22 protein-coding genes are annotated in these 23,307 nt (G+C 46.2%); 5 read left to right on the top strand and 17 right to left on the bottom strand.

The features are described 5' to 3' along the window. Window positions 1–68 precede the first annotated feature (68 nt). From NSQ12_RS06970 to NSQ12_RS06925, 10 genes are all read right to left on the bottom strand, one after another. Window positions 69–1,337, bottom strand: a complete 1,269-nt coding sequence (locus NSQ12_RS06970) for an MFS transporter (protein WP_144500837.1) — start codon at window positions 1,335–1,337, stop codon at window positions 69–71. A 47-nt stretch (window positions 1,338–1,384) separates the two neighbouring features. After that, the gene (locus tag NSQ12_RS06965; protein ID WP_144500836.1) at window positions 1,385–2,221 is read right to left on the bottom strand and encodes an SDR family oxidoreductase; all 837 of its coding nucleotides are present in this window, start codon (window positions 2,219–2,221) and stop codon (window positions 1,385–1,387) included. Continuing rightward, window positions 2,218–3,297 (bottom strand): mannonate dehydratase, encoded by a 1,080-nt coding sequence (gene uxuA / locus NSQ12_RS06960; RefSeq protein ID WP_144500835.1) that lies wholly within the window; start codon window positions 3,295–3,297, stop codon window positions 2,218–2,220. Before uxuA ends, NSQ12_RS06965 begins: the two co-directional genes overlap by 4 nt. Before the next feature lie 24 nt (window positions 3,298–3,321). Next, a complete protein-coding gene (locus NSQ12_RS06955; RefSeq protein ID WP_144500834.1) occupies window positions 3,322–4,341 on the bottom strand; it encodes a zinc-binding alcohol dehydrogenase family protein in 1,020 nt (339 codons plus the stop codon). A gap of 5 nt (window positions 4,342–4,346) precedes the next feature. After that, on the bottom strand, window positions 4,347–5,360 hold the full coding sequence (gene allD / locus NSQ12_RS06950; protein ID WP_144500833.1) for an ureidoglycolate dehydrogenase: 1,014 nt from the start codon (window positions 5,358–5,360) through the stop codon (window positions 4,347–4,349). Window positions 5,361–5,464: 104 nt separating this feature from the next. Continuing rightward, a complete protein-coding gene (locus tag NSQ12_RS06945) occupies window positions 5,465–6,844 on the bottom strand; it encodes an MFS transporter (RefSeq protein WP_038428817.1) in 1,380 nt (459 codons plus the stop codon). Between the two features lie 67 nt (window positions 6,845–6,911). After that, window positions 6,912–8,333, bottom strand: coding sequence for a glucuronate isomerase (gene uxaC, locus NSQ12_RS06940; RefSeq protein ID WP_339176327.1), 1,422 nt, complete (start codon window positions 8,331–8,333; stop codon window positions 6,912–6,914). Between the two features lie 198 nt (window positions 8,334–8,531). Next, on the bottom strand, window positions 8,532–9,710 hold the full coding sequence (locus NSQ12_RS06935; protein WP_003232765.1) for an FAD-dependent oxidoreductase: 1,179 nt from the start codon (window positions 9,708–9,710) through the stop codon (window positions 8,532–8,534). 39 nt (window positions 9,711–9,749) lie between these two features. Further along, a complete protein-coding gene (locus tag NSQ12_RS06930; RefSeq protein ID WP_014663610.1) occupies window positions 9,750–10,172 on the bottom strand; it encodes a DUF1641 domain-containing protein in 423 nt (140 codons plus the stop codon). Between the two features lie 388 nt (window positions 10,173–10,560). Then, a complete protein-coding gene (locus tag NSQ12_RS06925; RefSeq protein ID WP_038427606.1) occupies window positions 10,561–11,058 on the bottom strand; it encodes a cupin domain-containing protein in 498 nt (165 codons plus the stop codon). Between the two features lie 131 nt (window positions 11,059–11,189). Between NSQ12_RS06925 and NSQ12_RS06920 the strand changes: the two genes are divergently transcribed. From NSQ12_RS06920 to fetB, 3 genes are all read left to right on the top strand, one after another. Beyond that, on the top strand, window positions 11,190–12,164 hold the full coding sequence (locus NSQ12_RS06920; protein ID WP_128441552.1) for a multidrug resistance efflux transporter family protein: 975 nt from the start codon (window positions 11,190–11,192) through the stop codon (window positions 12,162–12,164). Between the two features lie 119 nt (window positions 12,165–12,283). Further along, window positions 12,284–13,036: an ATP-binding cassette domain-containing protein gene (locus tag NSQ12_RS06915; RefSeq protein WP_128441550.1), complete on the top strand. Its 753-nt coding sequence runs from the start codon at window positions 12,284–12,286 to the stop codon at window positions 13,034–13,036. Further along, window positions 13,036–13,788, top strand: coding sequence for an iron export ABC transporter permease subunit FetB (fetB, locus tag NSQ12_RS06910; protein ID WP_029726247.1), 753 nt, complete (start codon window positions 13,036–13,038; stop codon window positions 13,786–13,788). Before NSQ12_RS06915 ends, fetB begins: the two co-directional genes overlap by 1 nt. 45 nt (window positions 13,789–13,833) lie before the next feature. Here fetB and NSQ12_RS06905 read toward each other — a convergent pair whose 3' ends face one another. After that, the gene (locus tag NSQ12_RS06905; protein ID WP_015715713.1) at window positions 13,834–14,646 is read right to left on the bottom strand and encodes a uroporphyrinogen-III synthase; all 813 of its coding nucleotides are present in this window, start codon (window positions 14,644–14,646) and stop codon (window positions 13,834–13,836) included. A gap of 173 nt (window positions 14,647–14,819) precedes the next feature. On the opposite strand from NSQ12_RS06905, the gene NSQ12_RS06900 reads away from it, so the two are divergent. Then, window positions 14,820–15,008 (top strand): hypothetical protein, encoded by a 189-nt coding sequence (locus NSQ12_RS06900; protein WP_003232781.1) that lies wholly within the window; start codon window positions 14,820–14,822, stop codon window positions 15,006–15,008. Window positions 15,009–15,048: 40 nt separating this feature from the next. On the opposite strand, the gene NSQ12_RS06895 is transcribed toward NSQ12_RS06900, so the two are convergent. Both NSQ12_RS06895 and yjiB read right to left on the bottom strand, forming a co-directional pair. Beyond that, window positions 15,049–16,227: a glycosyltransferase gene (locus tag NSQ12_RS06895; protein WP_339176323.1), complete on the bottom strand. Its 1,179-nt coding sequence runs from the start codon at window positions 16,225–16,227 to the stop codon at window positions 15,049–15,051. Between the two features lie 22 nt (window positions 16,228–16,249). Further along, window positions 16,250–17,440, bottom strand: coding sequence for a monooxygenase YjiB (yjiB, locus tag NSQ12_RS06890; protein ID WP_124048326.1), 1,191 nt, complete (start codon window positions 17,438–17,440; stop codon window positions 16,250–16,252). A gap of 388 nt (window positions 17,441–17,828) precedes the next feature. Here yjiB and NSQ12_RS06885 point away from each other — a divergent pair, with 388 nt between their 5' ends. Then, window positions 17,829–18,107 carry a hypothetical protein gene (locus NSQ12_RS06885; protein ID WP_064671266.1) on the top strand — a complete coding sequence of 93 codons (279 nt, stop codon included), beginning with the start codon at window positions 17,829–17,831 and terminating at the stop codon, window positions 18,105–18,107. A 30-nt stretch (window positions 18,108–18,137) separates the two neighbouring features. On the opposite strand, the gene NSQ12_RS06880 is transcribed toward NSQ12_RS06885, so the two are convergent. The 4 genes from NSQ12_RS06880 to fdhF form a co-directional block, all read right to left on the bottom strand. After that, entirely contained in the window at window positions 18,138–18,764 is a 627-nt protein-coding gene (locus NSQ12_RS06880) for an NUDIX hydrolase (RefSeq protein ID WP_339176320.1), read from the bottom strand. Window positions 18,765–18,842: 78 nt separating this feature from the next. After that, on the bottom strand, window positions 18,843–19,484 hold the full coding sequence (locus tag NSQ12_RS06875) for a DUF4352 domain-containing protein (protein ID WP_003244850.1): 642 nt from the start codon (window positions 19,482–19,484) through the stop codon (window positions 18,843–18,845). 196 nt (window positions 19,485–19,680) lie between these two features. Next, window positions 19,681–20,241 carry a DUF1641 domain-containing protein gene (locus NSQ12_RS06870; RefSeq protein ID WP_015715709.1) on the bottom strand — a complete coding sequence of 187 codons (561 nt, stop codon included), beginning with the start codon at window positions 20,239–20,241 and terminating at the stop codon, window positions 19,681–19,683. Continuing rightward, a complete protein-coding gene (gene fdhF, locus NSQ12_RS06865; protein WP_339176317.1) occupies window positions 20,234–23,191 on the bottom strand; it encodes a formate dehydrogenase subunit alpha in 2,958 nt (985 codons plus the stop codon). Before fdhF ends, NSQ12_RS06870 begins: the two co-directional genes overlap by 8 nt. Window positions 23,192–23,307 lie beyond the last annotated feature (116 nt).

The following is a 23,307-nucleotide window of genomic DNA, read 5'->3' as shown; positions in this document are numbered from 1 at the left end:
TACCGGCTGCGATTATTTACTGTATATTGTATCATCAAACATACCGCCTCTCCCACTATATTTCCAGATTAATAAGACACAGGATTCTCAGCTTCTGTTCCCGCTGACTTGCCGATGATTGGACGGACAAAACGAATCACAGCAAGTGAAGCGAAGACAGCCAGCCCTCCGGCAAGCAAAAATGCTCCAGAAAACGTGCCTGTTTGGTCAACAATAAATCCGGTTAAAGCCGGGCCGATAATTCCTGCCGTGTTGGCGAGGAAATGCATGAAGCCTCCAACAGAACCGACTTTGTTTTGATCAACCACATCTTGAATGACAGCCCAATAGATAGCACCTGTTAAATATAGAAAAAATACTGACAAAGCGACCAGTGTGACAGCCCCCGCAGTCGTTGCCACAAGCCCGGCAAAACCAATCAGGACAGCTGATGAAAACAAACACGTGACAAGCACAACCTTGCGCGAAAACAGCACACCTTTTCGGGCCGTTTTTTTGTACACATAGTCAGAAACAAATCCCCCCGCAGCCAGCCCGATAAATCCTAAAATCCACGGTATGACCGTGATGACACTCATCGATTCAACACTTAATCCCCGCTCGTCGACAAGATAGCTCGGAAACCACGTCAAAAAGAAGAAGAGGATGTAGTTGTAAGCGAAAAAAGCGAACGCCGTGAACAGGACCGTTTTTTGCTTCAGGTAAAAGGTGAGCGGAATTTTTTCTCCGGGAGACGTTTCTGCTTTTATTGCCGGTGCTTCCTTGATCGTCTCTTGCGGCTTTTCTTTGACAAACTTGAACCAGAGCACTGCCCATATCAATCCAATAATCATAATGAGAACGAAGGATACCTTCCAGCTGAACGCCACTGCGATCATGCCGACTATCGGGCCGGAAATGGCTCCCCCGAGCGGCGTGCCGCTGTTGGTTACACCGATAACAGACGCCCGCTGGGTCGGCGGGAACCAGTTGTTCACCATCTTGTTGATGGTCGCCGAAAGCGGGCCTTCTCCCATTCCGAAGAGAATGCGTATAATCAGCAGGCTGACAAAGCCAAAAGCGAGGGCGACTGCTCCGCTAAACAGCGACCAAACAACCATCGCGACAAACAAGGTCAGCTTTGCCCCATAGCGGTCGGATGCCACGCCCCCAAGAAAGTTAAAAATCGCATAACCAATCGAAAAACTGCTGAAAATCAAGCCCATTTGCGTGGCAGACAATGTGAGATCATCCTGAATAAAAGGAGCTGCAATGGAAAGCGCCGAGCGATCCAGGTAATTAATCACCCCTGCCAGGAACAAAAAAAGGATAACGGGAAGCTTATCTTTTGAAAACATCTCAACCTCACCCCTATGTTGGTTCAGTTTCTGTTGCACCGCTTTCGTTACACACCTGAATAAGCCATAAATCCTCCATCGACAGGAACGGTGATCCCAGTGACAAAACCGGAATAGGATTCATCCGCCAGCCAAAGAAGCGTACCGAGCAAATCCTCGGGTTTTCCGAAGCGCTTCATCGGTGTTCCCGCAATAATTTTGTGAGATCGGCTGGTGAACGTTCCGTCTTGGTTGATCAGCAGATCATGATTTTGTTTTGTCAGAAAGAAGCCTGGGGCAATCGCATTGACCCGCAGCCCGGTTTCGGCAAAATGAACAGCCATCCACATCGTAAAATTATTGATGGATGCTTTCGCGGCACTGTATGCCGGAACCCTCGTCATAGGTGAATAAGCACTCATGGAAGAAAGGTTGATGATCGCCGGTGAATCGGCTTTCAGCAGCTCTTTTCCAAACACTTGCGAGGCCAGAAACGCACCGGTGAAATTGGTGGAGAATACAGTTAGAAAGCCCCTCTCATCCATATCAAAAAAGGATTGGCCTTCTCCCGCTTCTTCATATGTCTCCACATCGGTTATCGCGTCAGGATGATTGCCGCCAGCCCCGTTAATTAACAGATCAACAGCGCCAAATTGGCCAAGGATGTCTTCCTTTGCCCGTTCCAGTGACATCCTGTCCAGCACATCCGCAGCAACAGCGCACGCTGTGCCGCCAGCCGCCGTTATCTCCTTCTCGACCGCTTGGCCTTTTTCAGCCGTCCGATTCAAAATCGCCACCTTCATGCCATGACGGGCTAGCTCCCGGGCCATCGCAGAGCAAAGCACGCCGCTGCCGCCAGTGATGACAGCCGTTTTACCAGCCAGGTTCTCATGCAGCGGGATCATATGCCCACCTCTTTTTTTGCCATTGCTTCATAGGCGTCCCACAGCCCGTTCAAATACATGATGCCAAGTGCCCGATCGTATAAGCCATATCCCGGGCGGCATTGCTCGCCCCAAAGATGGCGCCCATGATCCGGTCTGACATATCCTTCGTAATCCTGCTTATGCAGTTCTTCCATCACGCCTTGAATGTTGATCGAACCATCCTTTGTTAAATGAGATGTTTCAATAAAATCGCCATTCTCATAAATTTTCACATTGCGAATATGTGAAAATGGAGCGATGCCGGCATACGTTTTAGCGATCTCCACCATGTCGTTAGCGGGATTGGCTCCCATTGAACCTGTACAAAGGGTGATACAATTAGACGGTGAATCTGATATCGCCCGCAGTTTCTTATAGCTTGCCTCTCCTGTGATAATGCGCGGCAGTCCGAAAATCGGCCACGGCGGGTCATCCGGATGAATGGCCATTTGAACACCATAGGGCTCAGCAACAGGAAGAATTTCCTGCAAAAAGAATGATAAATTGTCCCATAGCTTTTCTTCATCGACCGTTCTGTAGGCAGCAAAAAGCTCTTTGATCCGAGCTAATTTTTCGGGCTCCCACCCCGGCAGTGTCATGTCAGATGCATCCTCCACCGTCCGAATCAGCTCTTGAGGATCAAGGCTTTCCACCTTGGCCTTTTCAAAAAACAGAGCGGTCGATCCATCTTCTAGCGGCCGGAACATGTCCGTGCGTGTCCAATCAAAAACCGGCATAAAATTATAGCAGATCACTTTCACGCCAAATCCGGCAAGGTTGCGGATCGTTTGCTTGTAGTTTTCAATATACCGGCCGCGTTCTTCGTTCCCAAGTTTAATCGCTTCGTGAACATTCACGCTTTCTACAACTTCAGCATGAAAACCATAGGATTGAATATATTCGGTCTCGGCTCTGATTTCTTCTTTTTCCCACACGTCGCCGACAGGCTTTTGATGGAGAGCCCAAACGATGCCTTTGACACCGGGAATTTGCTTCACGTGTTCAAGTGTGACTGTATCGTTGCCTCTTCCATACCATCGGAATGTCATATTCATGCTCGCACCTCCGGATTCAGTCATTTAATCAAACGTGATGACGGCTTTTCGCACCTGATCTGGATGCTCCTTAATAAACTGAAATGCATGATGAACGTCATCAACTGAAAATGTATGGGTCACCAGCCCGTTATGCACTAACCGGCCTCCATTCAAAAGCTCTACCACTTTTGGAAACTGATTGGTCTGCAATCGCGATCCGGTTATCGTGACTTCTTTTTTTGTAATTGGCAGCTGAGAAATCTGAGCCGCTCTTTCATCAAATCCAAGCACAACCACATGTCCCGCCGGTGACACAGCCTCAATTGAAAGTGCAAAAGTCTCCGGCAGGCAAACAGCATCAATGACCACGTTTGCTCCTTCATTCCCAGTCCATTCAAGGACCTGCTCGGCAACATGTTCTGCTTGGACATTTACAACAGCATCGGCGCCGTTTTCTTTCGCAAATGCCAGCCGCTCGTCGTTCAAGTCAGTCATCATGACAGCAGCGCCCGCCAGCTTTGCCATTTTCAACACACAGATCCCGATGGGCCCCGCTCCCTGGATCAGAACGGTATCACCTTTTTCCACCTGGCCTCTCCACACTGCCTGGGCGCCTATCGTATAAGGCTCGGCCATGACTGCTTCCTCCCAAGGCAAGTCCTTTGAGACCGCGTGAAGCTGCCTTTCCGGAAGCACAATATATTCCCGCATGCCCCCGTCCTCATGTACGCCAAATACAGAAAGCTTGGCGCAAACATTCGGCCGCCCTTTGCGGCAGGCATAGCACGATCCGCAATAAGAAATCGGCTCAATCACCACATGATCACCGGGTTTTAGGCTCTGTACATTCGCGCCAACTGCCTCCACTTGTCCCGTTACCTCGTGTCCGATGACTCTCGGGAGGGTAGCGAGCGGATTCGTTCCATGATAAATGTGCATGTCTGAACCGCAAATGCCGACTCGCTTGACTTTCACGAGCACTTCATCATCCTTTGAAAGAACTGGCTTCTTCACCACCGCTGTCACCAGATCATACGCTTTTCGCACTTGAACCGCTTTCATTTTTCTCACCTGCTTTTTAAGAATTCATACACGCTCCGGGCGATAGAAATTCCTTTTTCCTTATTTCTTTCTTCATGCAGCTGCTCGATCTCGCCGGGCACATACACTCTTTCGAATCCAACAGCCGGCGGTGATTGCTGCAGTTCATCAATCATGTCATCCATCTGCTCTAAAAACGTATCCCAGTCAGTAAAAAAGGCTGGATTGATCGCGCAAACGTAATGCCCCAGCTTTCTTTTTTGATCAAGGCCGCTGTACATTTTGGCAATATGAGGGCCAAAAGCCGCGCCCGCCAGCAATCCGGAAAACACATCCACTACAATCGATAGTCCATAGCCTTTCGGGCCGCCGAATGTTGAAAGTGAGACGACCTTGTCAGGATCAGTTACTGCTTCTCCGTTTTCATCGACTCCCCATCCTTCAGGAATTTCATTGCCCTCTTCACGGGCCTGCAGAATCTTCCCAAAAGCCACTTTGGATGTCGCCATATCTAGGATAAACGGTTTTTTATGCTTAGCCGGAACACCGTAAGCAATCGGATTTGTCCCTAAAAAAGGAGTCCTCCCCCCAAACGGGACAACGATACTGTCTGTATGCGTCATTGCCATTCCGATCAGCTTTTCGTCAGCCGCTTTTTGCACAAAATAGCTTAGCGCTCCGCAATGGCTGCTGTTTACGGCCGTGACCATGCCGACTCCTTTTTTCTTCGCCATGTCAATTGCATGGTCCATCGCCATGTCGCAATTCACATGACCGAAACCATCGTCTCCGTCAAGCACCCCGGTCACAGGCCCCGTTTCTTTAAAAACAGGCTGTGCCCCAGGATTGATCCCTCCCGCTAAAAGCCTGTTCACATAGTGTTCTGTGCGCAGCACGCCATGCGAATGTACATTGCGCAAATCAGCGTGCACGAGAACATCTGCTACTTTTTCAGCATCTCGTTCATTCAAACCGGCACCGGCCAGCTTTTGCCGAACGAGTCCCTTTGCTTCTTCAGCTGCAATTGTTATCGTTTTCAAACAAGTGCCTCCTTCCTTTTCAGTTTTTTGGGCACTCCCCTAGTGAAACCCCTACAAACACATTTTATTTACAAATTATTTTAAATATTCTTTATATTATATTGTCAGTTCTTTTGATGAAGATCCTGAACGATCTGAGCATGCTGCTGGTCTGTGAGTTTATAAAGAAAGCCGATAATGATCATCGCTAATGCCAACGCAATGGCCGGATACAGAAGAAGCAGCGCTTTGATGCCAATCAGCGCCTGTGCTGTCTGGACTGCATTCGGCACATAGCCGATAATCCCCAAACCGATCCCCGAGAGAAAGCCAGACAAAGATTGAGCAAGCTTTCTTGAGAAATTGAAAAGTGAATATGTCGTTGCTTCCTTCCGTTCACCGGATTTCCATTCACCATAGTCGATAATATCGGAGACAAGAGCCCACGTGATGCCATTTGGGATACTGATTCCGATAAAGGCGATACTGGCGAGAATTGTAAACACATAAACGTTAGATGGAAGCATAAAGTTGATCAGATCCGCGGCCACACTGATGCCGAAGCCGATCATTGCCGTTCGTTTCTTTCCAAACATCTTGACGAGCTTTGGAAGGAATACGACGCCCAAAAAGGAAGAACCGATAATGATGAAGTTCATATAAGCCATTAATTCAACATTGCCCAAGTTATATTGTGCGAAATAGACTAGCATGGCGGATTTAATGTTGTATGCGGAAATTGAAAAAATCGTCATCAGGACAAGGGTTAACAGCGGTTTATTTGTAATAAATGTTTTGACGACAGATGAGAGTGTTAATTTTTCTTTGGGTGCTTCCGATATGACAATGCGTTCTTTGCAGTTGCGGTAGCAAATATAAAACCAAAGCACACCGAGTGCGGCGAACAAGCCCATGACCACCGGGTAGCCGACCTTCGGATTATCAAACTTGATGAGCAGCGGCATCACGGCAACACTTGTGATAAACAAGGCGCCAAGTGATCCGATTTGGCGGAACGTCGAAATGGAGGTCCGGTCCTCAGAATTTTGAGTCATCGCTGCCCCTAATGAGCCGTACGGAATATTCACAAACGAATAGCCGATGCCCCAAATCATATAGGATGCATATGCATAAATCAGTTTTCCGGTCGTTGATACATTGGGAGACAGAAAAATAAGAACAGTAAGCACCGCAAGCACGATGCTGCCAATTAATAGATAAGGCCTGAATTTCCCCCGTTTGCCGATATTTTTGCGATAATCGATTGATGAGCCGACAATTGGATCTGTTATCGCCGCAAACAGCTTACTGACTAAAAAAATGCCGCCGGCCATCGCAGCGGGGATTCCCGCTACATCAGTGAAATACTTCAATAAATAAATCTGGCCGAGATCAAACATAAAACCATTGCCAAAATCACCAAAACCATAGGACATTTTCTCTTTCAATGAAAGCCTTTTTTCCGTTTCGACCGACACAACCTTATTTGCCAGTTCAGTTCGCATGTTCCACCTCTGTGCCTTAAGAATTTTCGGATAGTGGTCCGCTCAGCGATACTGAGCGGACACTTTGTTACACGTTTGCTTTCTCTTCTTGAAATTGAAAGTAGTGTTTCGCATTGTCATAGCAAATCCCCTGAACGATGCTTCCCAGAAGTTCCATATCGCGCGGCACTTCGCCGTTTTCCACCCATTCTCCAATCAAATTGCAGACGATCCGCCTGAAATATTCGTGGCGCGTATACGAAAGAAAGCTTCTGGAATCGGTGAGCATGCCGATAAAACGGCTGAAAAGGCCAACATTTGATAACGCTTTCATTTGGTCGAGCATCCCGTCTTTAGTATCGTTAAACCACCAGGCTGTGCCGAATTGTATTTTTCCCGGGGTAATACCGTCCTGAAAACTGTTGATCATGCTGGCGATGACATAGTTATCATTTGGATTCAGTGAATATAAAATCGTTTTCGGCAGCTGGTTCTTCATCTCAACTGAGTTCAGCAGCTTGTATAAAGGCTTGGCAACTTCTTCATCGTTCATTGAATCATAGCCTGTATCAGGTCCGAGCCTTTTCATCATTTTTGTATTTGTGTTTCTTAAAGCGTTGATATGAAACTGCATCGCCCAATCGAGCTCCGCATACAAACCGCAAAGAAACTGAAGCGTATATGTCTTAAATTTCTTCTCATCTTCATAAGAAACCTCTGTTCCTTGTAATCTGTCAGAAAAAATCCGTCCAGCTTCTTCTTTTGTTGTTTCGGCAAATACCATTGAATCTATCGCGTGATCAGAAACTCTGCCGCCGGCTGAGTGGAAGAATCGCACTCGTTTTTCCAAAGCCTTTAAAAACTCATCATAGGTTGCAATGGATATGGCGGCGGCATCTTCAAGCGCCTGCACCCACTCAGGAAAGCCTTCACGATTGATCTCAAGTCCTTTATCCGGCCGAAATCCAGGCAGCACGCTGACAGGAAAGTCTTTGTCTTCTTTTAATAATAGGTGGTATTCAAGAGAGTCGACAGGGTCATCCGTGGTGCACACAACCTTTACATTTGATTTCACGATTAAATCCCTTGCCCCGAAGCCTTCCCCTTTGAGCAGTTCATTTGTCCGTTTCCATATAGCCGGTCCGGACTTCTCGTTTAAAATCTCGTAAATGCCAAAAAAACGCTGCAATTCTAAGTGAGTCCAGTTGTAGAGCGGGTTGCCGATCGCCATCGGCACGGTTTTCGCCCAAGCGATAAATTTCTCCTCATCAGGCGCATCTCCGGTAATGTATGTCTCCTCAATTCCATTGGCTCTCATAATGCGCCATTTATAATGGTCACCATACAGCCAGGCTTCCGTGATGTTTTGAAATGTCTTATTTTCATAGATTTCTTTCGGACTTAAGTGGCAGTGGTAATCAATAATTGGCATGTCTTTCGCATAATTGTGATAGAGTCTGACAGCGGTTTCATTTTTCAATAAAAAGTTTTCGCCCATGAAGGGGTCCATGTCCTCACCGTCTTTCATTCTATTTCAAAATGTTAACGTTAACATTTTGATTGTATCTATTTTACCTTTATATTCCTCTGAGATCAATCTCTTTTTTGAAAATGAAATGTTAACGTTAGCATATAAACAAAAAAAAAGACATTGCCAGAAAGCACTCGGAAAGGAATGCTTTTGGCAATGTCAGATTCATAGAAAGGATTAGTAAGCCAGGCTGAAAAGTCCTTTAATGTGTGTTAAGTAGCGTACGTTACTTGCTTCTTTCATCAAGGAAGCAGGAAGACCTTTAAGCGGTGTAGAATTTGCACCAATGATGGCAACCGCGTCTTTGCGTCCAAGGCTTGCAAGTGTACCAGAGTTTACTGGCTTGAATGTTTCAAGCGTTTTGCCTTCTAAGTAAGCGAATAGGTTGTAACCGATCAGCTCACCCATTTGCCATGCGATTTGTGCAGTTGGCGGGTATGGACGGCCGTCTGGACCGAAGTAAACTGCGCTGTCTCCAGCAACGAATACATCTTCATGAGATGTAGATTGCAGGAAGTCATTTACAGTCGCGCGTCCGCGGTTCACTTCTAGGCCTGATTCACCGACTAATGGGTTACCTTGTACGCCGCCAGTCCAAACAAATGTGTTGGCAACAACTTTAGATCCGTCTTTCAGATCAATTACGTTTCCTTCTACATTTGTAACAGGAAGACCTGTTAAGAACTCAACGCCGCGTTTTTCAAGGCTTGCAGTCGCACGCTCGATAAGATCATCTGGAAGAACAGGAAGGATCTTCGGACCTGCTTCAACAAGTTTCAATTTGATTTCTTTATGGTCTACGCCGTATTTTTTCGCAAGGTTCGGCATGATGTCAGCAAGCTCACCAACAAGCTCAACACCTGTTAAGCCGCCTCCGCCGATAAGGATTGTTGCATCTGCTTCGTTTTTCGTTTTAGAGTACTCTCGCACACGATCTTCAACATGCTGGAAGACTTTGTTCGCATCAGCAGCAGATTTCAACACCATGCTGTTTTCTTCAAGACCTGGGATGCCGAAGTAAGCCGTTACAGAACCAAGACCTACAACAAGCGCATCGTAAGTTAATGTAGAACCGTCAGCAAGCGCAACTTCTTTTTTATCAACAGAGAAAGAGCTTACTTCCGCGATTTTAAGATCAATGTCTTTGCCTTTGAAAAGTTTTTCTAATGGCATAGCAACCGCTTTTTCAGACACGTTGCCTGCAGCAAGACGGTGTAATTCCGTAATGATTTGGTGAGTTGGGTATTTGTTTACCACTGTCACGCGTGCTTGTTCTTTTGTGTAATGTTTGCGAACTGTTAGAGCAGAAAGAACTCCGCCATAACCAGCGCCTAGAATGACAATATGTTTTGACATCGTATATCCTCCGTCCTTTATATCAATTTGAATCTGAGATTATTTTTGGTTTTCGCGTTCGTTCATGACTTCAAGGTAGCTGTTAGCAAAACGGAACAGCTTTTGAGCTTGAGGATCTTTCAGCATGCGAAGAAGGCCGAAAAGTCCAATTGTTTCGTTGCTTGCTTCCGCGCGGTCTTTTGCTTCGATCGCAGTCGCAGCTACTTCTTTCGCTGTTTCTTTTACAGGCTCAAGAATTTCAGTGATCGCACCGACTGTGTCGTTTTTTAACACTTCGTCAGTCGCTACAGACTGAGCGAAATCATAAGACTTCGTTAAAATATTGACTAACTCAGTCAGCTTCGGAAGCTGGTCAACTAAAACAGTCAATGATTCTTGAACTTCTGGCTTTAATAGCTGATCAATAAGATCTTGCTGGCTTTGGCTGACAGACGCATTTGTTTGATCGATTGTTTCTGGCATATCCAATTCTCCTTTACTATAAGCAGTTTGCTGATTTGTTTGGAAAGGGTAGTGCCTCTCCCTGTCTCACGCTTTTAAGGCATAAGAATAAGGATTGTGAATTCGTGCACAATCATTTACAAAAATAAATGTTTACTACCCAGTTTTTCATCTTGCCATATTCAGTATTATTTTTATCAAAAAATAAACAATTGAATAAGTCAAAATCCTTTACTCTCTCTGAAAATAGCAAACACAAAAAACTCCAATTCGATTACCTTCTATATGATAACACTTTTTGAACAAAATTTGAACGTGAATTGCTTCGATTATGAAATTAATTTATATGGAGCTCATGTCATATCGTTTCTGCGGCACTAGTTATTGACAATCCAACAATTTCTCCCCTTCACTTTACCCATATTTCCAATAGAGGCTCTCTTTTTCCTGTGATCGGATCATTCGCCGGCAACGCCGCCTGCTTAATCTGTTTGACCGCTTCCTCCCGCTCATTGGGCTTCCCCGTCTTCATATCATACTGAACGCCTCCGGGATAGGCGCCAAGGACAGTAAAATCGGGGCTTGAGCTGAGCTTTTTATGTCCGACTCCGGCTGGAATCACGACTGCGTCGCCTGATTTGAAAGGGATGGCAGCCCCTTTTTCACCCCCAAACTGAATCACAGCCTCTCCCCTAAGGGCAAACAGGACTTCATGCGTATTGCTGTGATAATGATGGTATGGAAAAACACTCCCTGACCAGCTGTTTGACCAGCCATGCCGGATGACGATCCGCTCTGCCAGTCCGGTGTCCTTAAGCGCGTTTTGATACACCACGAGCGGAAAATCAGGGTGATTCGGAATCCTGCCGTCATCCCGAAAGAAGTATGTCTGTGTCTCTTTTTCCATCAATTACACCTCCCTTTTTTGTCTTCCACACATAGCGGTTCGCAAAACATGATGTTTTTCTCATGATTCCATTGATCTGCATGATACCGAATAGTATAGTATAAAAAAATAATGCCAGAATGAGGGATATCATGAAAGCTATCGTTATCGGAATATTGGCTTCACTCTTTTTCGCCGTTACCTTTATATTAAACAGAGCGATGGAGTTATCAGGAGGCAGCTGGCTTTGGAGCTCTTCGCTGCGCTTTATTTTTATGGTGCCGTTTTTATGTTTGATTGTCATCATGAGGGGGACATTCACGCCTCTCTTACTAGAGATGAGGAAAAAGCCGTTTTATTGGATCAAATGGAGCTTCGTCGGCTTCGTGCTTTTTTACGCGCCGATTACATTTGCGGCTGCATACGGTCCGGGGTGGCTCATAGCCGGAACCTGGCAAATTACAATTGTAGCCGGGGTGCTCTTATCTCCTTTGTTTTATGTCAAACAAGATATGCCGGGCGGTCCGCAGCTCGTTCGCCAAAAGATTCCCCTGGTTTCACTTGGCACTTCCATGATCATCCTGATTGGAGCGGCTCTGATTCAGCTTCAGCATGCAGAATCGCTTTCTGGGAGGATGCTGCTTTTCAGTGTGCTGCCGGTTGTCATTGCGGCTTTTGCCTATCCGTTAGGAAACAGGAGAATGCTCGAAGAATACGGAGGCCGGCTTGATACATTTCAGCGCGTTCTTGGAATGACATTGGCAAGCCTTCCATTCTGGCTTATATTAGCAGCTTACGGCTGGTGGTCAGATGGCCTTCCAACAGCAAGTCAAACCGTTCAATCCTTTATCGTTGCCGTCAGCTCAGGCATCATTGCGACGGTTTTATTTTTCTGGGCCACTGATATGGTAAGAGACAATCCGCAAAAACTCGCAGCTGTTGAAGCCACTCAATCCGGTGAAGTGATTTTCGCGCTAATTGGTGAAATTGTTCTGCTGTCAGGCGTTTTCCCATCTCTATTATCATTTGCCGGTTTGTTCATTATAATAGCGGGGATGATGTTACATACCTTCGCTTCACAGCCGAGAAAACCGAAAAAGAAAGCACAGTCAAATCTGACTGCGTAGCATCTGCAGGAGAATGGGTGAAAGCCTGTTCTCCTTTATTTGTGCTACCAAAAGGAATCTGTTTCACGTTATAGTTAAATATAATGTCAGCCTACTTATATTGAAAGGTGATTATTGTAATGGAAGCAAACGATCAAACACAAAACATACCAGCCATCTCCTTCAGATCAGTCAGAAAAAGCTATAAACAAGATGGACAAACCTATGATGTGCTGCAGGATGTCACCGGAGACATTCAACAGGGCGCAATCGTAGCCGTTTTAGGCCCTTCCGGCTCAGGCAAAAGCACCCTCCTTTCTATGTGTAATTTAATGAGAACGCCTGACAGCGGCGAAGTCAACATATATGGAAAGGAAGTCAGAGAATGGAATGTCAATGAGCTGAGGCGAACGGCAGCCCTCGCGTTTCAATCGGCTCCCGTGCTCGACGGGACAGTGCGTGACAATTTAAGTCTTGTACAAAGGCTGCATCAATCCCAGCTGTACTCTCCTGAAAAGCTGGCTTCTCTTGCAGGGCTGCCGCCAGAGCTGTTAGACAGAAGCGCCAGAGACTTATCGGGCGGGCAGCGGCAAAGACTGTCACTGGCCAGAACGCTCTCAAATCCTTCCTCCATTCTATTGTTGGACGAAATCACATCGGCCTTGGACCCGGTTTCTGCTCTTGAGATTGAAGAACTGATCAAACGTCAGCATCAAGAGAAAAAATGGACAGTCATGTGGGTCACTCATAATATAGAGCAGGCAAAACGAATAGCCGATACCATTTGGTTTATGGCAGATGGCCGGTTGCTTGAAATCGCTGAAACCGACACATTTTTCTCCGCTCCGCAGCATGAAGCAGCGAAAGAATTTTTGAAGGGAGGCACTCGGTAATGGATTACCTTTCTCTCTCTTTAACGATGATCTTTGTTTTGATCGCCTTGTTTTTATCAAAATCCTTTAAAGCCGGTGTAGAAAAAGACATGATCATCGCCACCATCCGGGCCGCGGTGCAGCTGCTTATCATCGGTTATGTTTTGTCGCTGATTTTTCGCGGAGACCACCCTGTTTTTATCCTGCTGATGGTGCTGTTAATGCTCGCAGTGGCGGCGCAAAATGTCATCAAGCGAAAGAAAAATACTATCGGTTCGTTTTGGAGGGTGTTTGCCGCGTTAGCAATCGTAGAAATTGTGACGCAGGGAATTCTGCTGTCTCTTCATATCATTCCGCTTACGGCACGATATGTCATTCCGATCAGCGGGATGGTCATCGGAAATTCGATGGTGCTCTCAAGTTTGTTTCTAAACCGGCTTAACTCAGAAGCCGGCGTTCGCAAAGAAGAAATTCAATTAATATTGTCACTTGGCGGCACACCGAAGCAATCCATACAGCGCATTCTTACCTCAGCGATGAAAATGAGTATGATCCCGACGCTCGAAAGCCAGAAAACACTGGGTCTTGTCCAGCTTCCCGGCATGATGACTGGCCAGATTCTAGCCGGCGCGGACCCGATTCAGGCAGTACGCTTTCAACTCTTAATCGTGTTTACAACGATGGCCTCAGCCGCGCTGACTTGTGTAATCTTAAGCGTGCTGACATACCCATCATTATTCACCGTTCATCAGCAGCTGAAGCAGAATGAATGACAGACAAAAGCCGCTTTCCGAGGGAAAAGCGGCTTTTTGTACTTGTTATTCCTTTTCTTCATAATACTTGGCCAGCTCAACAATCATTGCACCCATCCGCTCAATCTCTGGCGCAAGCAGTCTCGTAATGCCCTCTTCCCGCAGTGCTTCAGCAGTCACTTTTCCGACAGCAGCTGCGATGGCGCGTTCTTCGAATACCTTCTTCACTTCATTGATATAACCTCGCCCCTTAGCAAAATCAAACAGGGAACGAACCTGAATGGCCGTTGTAAAACAAACGGCATCGATCTCATCGTTCATCAGCTCTCGGCATAACCGCTCCACCGTTTCCTCCTCCGGCGGGATGTGCTGATAAGGCAGAATCGGCAGGACAGACGCGCCTTTTTCTTCAAGAAATGCCATGAGAGCCGGCGCTTTTTCGCCATGAAGCTGCACCATGACTGTTTTTCCTGAAAAGTCGTGAGGCTCCAAAGAACGGATTAAGCCTCTTGTTGTCCCGTCTTCATCCGAAGCTTCCGGTGTGATCCCAAGCTTTTTCAACGCAGACAGCGTTTTGTATCCCCGGCATGCCGCTTTCGCTTGGCGAATGGCCTGCAGAAACTCATCTTTCAGTCCAATTTTCTCTGCCATATCGACAAGAGTCTCCAACCCGATGCCTGTCGTGAAAATGACCCAGTCAGCTTTTTCTTCCGCAAACGTCCGCAAATCCGGCTCCACCTGCTTCTCTGCTAAGTAAACTGTACCTTGGAGAGGCCGGATGACAGGTATTCCGCCCTGTTTTTCAATGATTGTACTGATTTCTTCCGTTTTTCGTGAGCCACCGATTGCCACACGTTTTCCAAGTAACCCTTTTCCCATACCCGTTTCCTCTCCTCTTTGCATAGGTTTTTTATGTATACAAGCTTATTAAAGCTATTTTGGCGCAAACCAAGGGAGAAATCAAGATAAACCCAAACCTCTAAAATCCATTGAATACGCCGGAAGCTTGCTGTAAGATAAACAGCAGACACGTCTTGTAACGGAGGGACGACATGGAAACAAAAAAAGAAGAATATGAAACAAAAGGCTACGATACATCGATCGTTTACGAATTCAATGAATATCCGGACGCCCGCAGCGGGCGCTGCGACAACTGTGATTACACACTGTTCAAAAGCTCTGTAAAAGGCGGAAAATTTCTTAGAGAATGCCGGAGATGCGGGATGAAAAAAAATATTTAAACAGAAAACCGAAATCAAATTGATTTCGGTTTTTATGTTTTTACTGCGGGACAGCGGATTTTTTCATAAACGCTTCAATCTCAGCTGCCGCACGCTCCGCTCCGCCAGCTTCTTTTACATCCTTTTGCATATTCTTGACGCGGCTGAGCAGCTCTTGATCACTGGATACAGCCTGAACCGCTTCCTGCAGGCTGGAAACAGTCACTTCCTCTTTCGGCAAATAAACGCCAAGGCCTAATTCATCAACCCGATTTGCAGTGAGCTCTTGCTCATACATTTGCGGAATGACGACAAGCGGCACACCGGCATTCATTGCTTCCATCGTACTGTTCATGCCGCCATGCGAGATGAACAAATCAGCTTTCTCTAACACCTCAAGCTGGGGCACGCTTTGGCGAATGGTAAAGTGAGCAGGAATATCCTCCAAACTTTCAGGATCAATCGATTTTCCGACCGACATGATCACCTGCCATGAAGAACCCCTAAATGCTTCGATACACATTCTGTAAAATTCCGGCCATGCGTTAAACGCTGTTCCCAATGAAATCAGCATAACTGGTCGATCTCCCTTTTCAATCGACAGGCTTTCTTGTTCCTTCCGTTCTCCGAGAGAGGGGCCGACAAAACAGAAACGGTCATCGAACGTCTCATGCTGAATCTGAAAAGACTTCGGCATAAAGACAATATTTAATGCTTCCGGCACAGCTAACTGTTCAAATGAAACAGCCGGCAACTTCTCTTGCTCCAAGTAGGCTTTAAATTCAGCCTCTGCTTCTCTTATTTTTTTCAGCATGTCTTCATTTCCTAACTGAAAGGATTCATTTTGGGCATATGACGAACAGAGCTTAATGACCGGAACATTAAGCTTGTCAGCAAACAATTTACCAGCCAGCGCAACAAAGTCATAGATGATCAGATCAGGCTGATCATCCTTATATAACTCCTCAAGCTGGGGCAGAATGCTGAGTGATTCTTTCAAAAGACTGAGGGGCGCGTCATTCTTTTCCATCATCTCCCTGATTTGCTTAGGATCAATATTCAAGGATGTATGATAGAGCAATGCTTCTCCACCGGCTTGCTGAACAGCGGGCGCAAACTCCTCAGTCGTCGCGTACGTGACACGGTGCCCTTTCTCACAAAGCTTCTCTACTAAAGCAAGCGTAGGATTGACATGTCCGTACGCCGGGATATTGATCATCGAAATATGGTACTTTTTCATGAATCTCCAGTCTCCTTATCTATTACATTTTTACACGGAAGCTCTTTAATCCGTATATCACACTGTTTTCAATCGGAGTGATACTGACGTACTCCATATGAGGAATAGCAGAAATCAAAGACGTTAACGCGATATTTGCTTCAAGACGGGCAAGCGGGGCCCCAAGGCAAAAATGGATGCCGTGGCCAAACGCAATATGCGGATTAGGATGGCGGCGGATATCAAACATGTGCGGCCTGTCAAACTTCGCTTCATCACGATTTGCCGATGCCACAAACGCCAAAACCATATCACCTTCTTTCATCAGATGCCCACCGATCTCCGTATCCCGCTTGGCAATGCGCCTCAAAACCGGGGCGGGCGCTCTGAAACGCAGGGCTTCCTCCACTGCCTGAGGCATCAGTTCAGGATGGCTGCGCAGTTCCTCATAAACGCCTGGCGTTTCTAATATGCTGTACATCGCATTTGAAATCAGGTTTGTAGTGGTTTCATTTCCGGCCACCAGCAGCAGCGTGCAAAACGGAATCAGCTCTTCACCGGACAGCTTCTCGCCTGTTTCTTCCGCTTCCACTAAAATAGAAATAATATCCTGCGCCGGTTTGTTTCGCTTTTCTTCTATGATGCCGGCAAAAAACGCAGCCAGTTCTTCCTCACACTTATCTCGTTCTTCCAAAAAGGCTTTTTCAGCTTCTTCACTTTTATCCCTCGGTGTACTGACCAGAAGATCAGACCATGCTTTAAACTGATCCATATGCGCTGAAGGCACTCCCAGTAGCTCAGATATCACAATAACCGGAAGCGGGTATGAAAAATCGTGAACAAGGTCAAACTCACTGCGCCCCTGAAATTTTTGAATCAGTTCATCTGTGATTTCTTGAATTCTCGGTTCCCATTGCTTCATCACGCGCGGAGTAAAGGCTTTATTCACGACTGAACGGATTTTTGTATGCTTCGGCGGGTCCATGTTAATGATGGAATTTCCAATAGAGCTTGTCTGCTGCGGCATGTAACTGGAAAACAGCTCTTTATCCCCAACAACTTTTTTGACATCATCATAAAGAAAAACGCTCCACACTTGGTTTTCTTCATCAAAGGAAACAGGCGCATCCTTTCTCATCGATTCGTACCATGGAAACGGATGATACGCATCCTGTTTGTTTTTCCCATTGAGCAGCGCTCGCTGCAAGGCTTGCCGGCGGTTTAACACACTCATTATGGTCACTCCCTTGAAAAAATTCAGCAATGAATGTTCCACTTCACCTCCCGCTTTCGAAAAAGAGAGGGACTACCACAAATAATTAAATTGATAACAGCAGGCAGGCGATCACGATGTTCGATGCAGGCATCATATATTCCCCCTCGAATTTCGTTCATCTTACCATAATCTTTCAATTTTTTTCTATTCTGCACTGCTGTTTTGGCTCACAACGTGACCTTAGGCATAAGCACGCAAATCCAATATGGATTCAATTGCACCGCTCCGCTCAAAAAACGTCACTGTTTTCAACCAAATGCACTAACTCCAAAAATGACTTTCCCATTATGTAAAATAATTTGGTTCTATGATTAAATAGAAGGTAAAAGGTGAAGGAGAGAACAACGTGGCAGCACAGACTGATTACAAAAAACAAGTTGTCGGAATCCTACTTTCACTTGCATTCGTACTCTTTGTGTTCTCTTTTTCTGAGAGACATGAAAAACCGCTTGTTGAGGGAAAAAAACAGGAAAACTGGCATACTGTCGTCGACAAAGCCTCTGTCAAAATTTATGGCAGCCGATTAGTTGAAGAAAACAAATTAAAGCAAAAACTCGGCCATAAACAAGCCGATTCTATTTTGACCCTTCTGAAACTCGCCAACGAGAAACACATTACATTTTAAAAAAGAAAGAGCCCATAGGCTCTTTCTTTTTTAGTCAAATATCGTTTTCTTGTCCGGATGGCGCAAAAAGTCAAACAGCATGCTAAGCTGTGAGGGTGTGTTTCGTTTAGGAGAGAGCGGCGGGAGTCTGTCTTCCGGAAAAAAAGCGGCATGATTCGTCTCGACCCCTGTTTCCCCCTGCCCGCCCGTCATGCTGCATGCGATGAAGATTTTATAATAGTGATAAGGCTGAGGGGGATGAGAGTGTTTATGGCTGTCTAGCACGGCCAGCAATCGAGACGGCTCTGTATCGTACCCCGACTCTTCTTTGATTTCCTTGACGACGTTTTCAGCTGGCGATAAACCAATCTCGCAAAATCCACCCGGCAGCGACCACAGCTCTTCATGCTTCTCCCGGACAAGCAAAATCTGATTCTCTCGGAATACTGCGCCGCGAACATCCGCTTTCGGTGTCGGATAGCCCTTCTCGCCTTGCCATAAATCAGTGATAAGTTCAATGTCCTTCTCCGAGTAATCCGCCATCATTTCCGCGCTAAGCTTCATTAGCTCTTCGTACCTCTCCCTGTCGTACACATCCTTGGAAAAAGCAAGCCCCGCTTGGGCGATCGCCCGAATCCGCTGTGCCCGTTCCAGCCATTTGGTTTGCACTTTTATCACTCATCCTTTCAAGTCAAGTTTCGCTATAAAAAATGCACGTTTTCCACAGATGAAAAACGTGCAACTGTAAATTAGCTTCTAATCTAACTTCACCAAGTAATCAATATCGTCCTTTACTCTCTCTTCTGTATTACTGCTATTTGTATCAGCTAAAAACGGATTATATACCAGTGTGTAATGTTTCTGTTCTCCTTTAGGGATGACATAACTGAGTACACCTGTAACCTTTTTCCCCGATACTAGTGTTCCTCCCATAAGGATTCTGCCCTTCTCTTCTATAGAAAAAACAGGCCGCACTGATTGATCATTCTTATCTCTTAAATCAAACCCGATAAAATTGTAGCTTATTGAATCTTCCCCTATATTTTCCATCGTAACTTCTATAATAAGCCGTTCCTCATCATCTTTTATTGTTTTTGTCTCCTCATTTACAGCTCCGCCAACATTCATATATTCACCTTTTTGCACTCTATCAACTTTATTCACTGTAAAATTCGTATGTCCTGCTTTAAATGTTTCTCCTATTTTATGTATTTGATCATCTTTTTTGGTCTTCGGCTCACCGCCTTTTTTCAATTCCTTATCAAGTTCCTTTTCAAGCTCTTCTTGCGATTTTTTCTCTTTCGGTTTTTCCTTCTCTGACGCATCGCTCGATTGGCTGCACGCAGAAAGCGCTAACCCGATCGTCAAGACAAATAATAGTAATAAGACTTTTTTCATGATTGTTCCCCCATCTAAAGTAATCGATTTCTATTATAATCAGATTTTTCCTTTTCTTAACAGGTAAGAAAGTAACGATTATTTCTATCTCATTCATCACAATCTTACTTCTTCCTAGTATTTGAATATTTTTTACTAGTCCATTAGACCTTTTCATCAAAAAACCCGAGCTGGCTGAAGCCGCTCGGGTGGGAGGTCAATCTCGCTTATTCATTCCCCTTTTCTCTCGAGGTTCCTGATGATGTTTTTGGTGTTCCGGAGGCTGCGTCGTGCGTTCCAGCTCCTTTGTATCTTGTCCCATTCCTTTTAAAAAGGAAAAGAGCAGTGTAATTGATTTGTTGATTTCCGGGTCTTTTAGCGAGCGGATAATATCAAAATAACCTGTCTTTTCTTCGCTGTTTTTCTGCTCTACAGCGCTTGCCACACCCGCATTCACTTTCAAAATGAGAGGCTCCAGCTGCTTCACGTCCAGCATGCCGAGTGTTCCAAACAGAAGAAGCAGATTTTTCAGCGTGTTGGCCGTTTCCTCTGTATCTGCTTTTTTCACCAGAATATCAAGAACTTTATCCCCTTGGCCAAAAAGGCCGCGGAGCAACGGCAGGACCCCGCGCTCGTTCATATGGCCCAGCATATGCAATGTTTCGAGAATCGCTTCTTTGTGATCAACTAGAGCATCTTCAATTTCCCGCAAATCACGCTTTCGCTGATCCTCCTCGGTTACCTCGATTTTCTGGATTTGTTTAATCGCTTTAGCCATTATGCCCAATCCCCCTTTTCACGGCGTCACCAGGGAAAATATAATCATTCCGCGCCCATTTCTTTTGAACCTGCACACCGATTTGCGGCTGCGGATTGCCGTTGCGGTGGTTGATCTTAGGCAGCGGGCTGATTCCGTCGTGCTTCAAAATTTCCATCTTGGCCGATGTTTCTTTGTAAGCAGGCGTATCGGTATCCTTATCGGCATGGCTGCCCGTTAACAGGTTGATCGCCGCTTCCCCTGAATCGTTCATTGGCAGATATACTTCCTTCCCTTTGACTCGATCAGTAATCAGGCACTTCACTTTGACATTTCCGAAAGGCGATGTGAGTCTGACGAGGGTTCCGTCCTGAATCCCTCGTTCTGCCGCAAGCTCAGGAGAAATTTCTAAGAACACTTCCGGTGTTTTCTCCGAAATCCCTTTTGATTTGTAAGTCAGGTTCCCTTCGTGGAAGTGCTCCAAGAGCCGCCCATTGTTGACATGGATATCATATTCCTCACCGAATTCCTCAGGCTCTGTCCACTGGACAGGGTAGAGAATGGCCTTGCCGTCCGGGAAAGGGAAGCGCTCTGTAAAGAGTAAAGGCGAATCCTTTCCATCAGCTTTTACAGGCCATTGCAGGGAATTATAGCCCTCAAGACGTTCATAGGTGACACCGGCATAAATCGGCGACAGCTTGGCTGCTTCCTCCATAATGTCTGCAGGATGCTCATAGAGCCAGTCGGCGCCAAGCTTATTGGCAACCTCCATAATAATCTGCCAATCCGGCTTTGATTCACCCAGCGGTTCAAATACCTGATACAAACGCTGAATCCGGCGTTCTGTGTTTGTAAACGTTCCTTCTTTTTCAAGGCTTGGGCTCGCAGGAAGAACCACATCAGCAAACTCCGCTGTACGTGAAAGGAAAATGTCCTGCACCACAAAGAAATCAAGCTTTTCATATGCAGCGTGTACATGATTGATATTGGAATCCACCAGGCCCATTTCTTCACCTTTTACATACATCGCTTTCAACTGTCCGGAATGGATTTTTTCAATCATTTCGTGGTTGGTCATACCCGGCTCCTTCGGCAGCGGCACACCCCACACACGCTCGTATTTTTGGCGGACTTGTTCATCCGTCACTTTTTCATAGCCTGGCATTCTGTCAGGCATACTCCCGAAGTCACTTGCTCCCTGCACGTTATTATGACCGCGCAATGGGTAAGAACCTGCTCCCGGTTTTCCGTAGTTTCCTGTCACAAGCAGCAGGTTAGAGATCGCCGTGCTCGTGTCGCTTCCTCCAATGTGCTGTGTCACGCCCATCGCCCACAATGCGCACACACTGTCAGCTTGCCCGATCATCTCTGCCATTTGGATAAGGGTTTCTCGATCAATCCCGGTTTTCTCCTCAGCATATTCAAGTGTGTACGGCGCGAGGCTTTTTACATATTCATCCCGTCCGTTCACTCTTTCTCTCAAAAATCGTTCATCGGCCTTGCCGTTTTCTATTAAATATTTGGCGATCGCATTCAGCCAGACGATATCCGATCCGGCACGCGGCTGGACAAATAAATCGGAGCGTTCTGCCATTTCGTGTTTTCTGATATCCGCGACGATCACTTTCTGCCCTCTTAGCTTATGAGCCCGTTTAATGCGAGTGGATAAGACTGGATGCGACTCAGACGTGTTCGAACCGATAATCAAAACAAGGTCCGCTTGCGCGATATCTGTAATTGATCCTGAATCACCGCCATAGCCGACTGTCCGGAACAGGCCGGCAGTCGCAGGAGATTGGCAATAGCGAGAGCAGTTGTCCACATTATTTGTGCCAATGACCCCTCTGGCCAGCTTTTGCATAAGATAGGATTCTTCATTTGTACATTTAGAAGATGTAATAAAAGCGAGAGAATCCGGGCCAAACGCGTCTTTTAATTCAGTGAACTTGCTGGCGATCAGCGATAACGCCTCCTCCCACTCTGCTTCACGGAAATGGTCGCCTTCCCGGATCAGCGGCTTTGTCAGGCGTTCTTCGCTGTTGACGAAATCCCAGCCGAACTTGCCTTTCACACAAGTAGAAATGCCGTTGGCAGGCGCTTCCTCCTGCGGCTCTACTTTCAGAATGTCTCTGCCCTTTGTCCAGACATCAAAGCTGCAGCCAACGCCGCAATACGTGCAGACGGTTTTCGTTTTTTTGATTCGTTCATCACGCATGGCCGATTCCATATCAGAAATGGCGAGAATCGAGCCGTAGCCTGTCTCTACGCCTTTCGTGATCTCAATCATCGGTCGCAGCGTTTCGTTATTGATGCCTGTTAAATATCCTGCTTCCCCTTCCATTCCTTTTTCCATCATCGCGTTGCACGGACAGACCGTTGAACAATGGCCGCATGACACACATGACGACTCATTGATCGGCACGTCGTTATCCCAAATGACGCGCGGGCGTTTCCGCTCCCAGTCAATGGTCAGCGTTTCAGTTACCTGAACGTCCTGGCATGCCTCAACACAGCGTCCGCACAAAATACATTGATCTGGATCATACCGATAAAACGGATGGGATTCATCCTTATGGTATGGCTTGTGATCAAACGGAATGCTTTGGTGATTGATTTTCATTTCCTTCACCGTATTATGTATTTCGCATCCCCCATTGTTGTAATCGCAAACTGTACAATAAAGCTCATGATTATATAAAATCTTGTCCATCCCGATGACCTGCGCTTTTTTCACGTCAGGTGAGAGCGTATCAATGATATCCCCATCCTTTAATTCAGCGGAGCACGACCTCTTCAGCTCACCATTGATGCTGACGATGCACGTATCACATGTCTCAATCGGTCCTAAGCTTGGATGATAGCAAACTTGCGGCACTTCAATCGAGCTGTTATTCAAAAGCTGCAGCACCGTCTGTTCCTCGGACGCTTCCATTTCAACGCCGTTTATTGTGATTTTTTTCTTGCCAGGCATCTCCATTCCCCTTTCTTGCTTTATATACCGAATTACCTATTTCAGTTCCCTTACAACAACTCAATAAAACATACAAAGCGCACTCACATGTTTTATTGCACTAACACCGGGAAACG

The organism is Bacillus sp. PS95 (assembly GCF_037963565.1).
In the GTDB taxonomy this organism is placed as follows: domain Bacteria; phylum Bacillota; class Bacilli; order Bacillales; family Bacillaceae; genus Bacillus; species Bacillus subtilis.
Note: the sequence above shows the minus strand (reverse complement) of the source record. Positions and strands in the feature narration are given on the sequence as shown.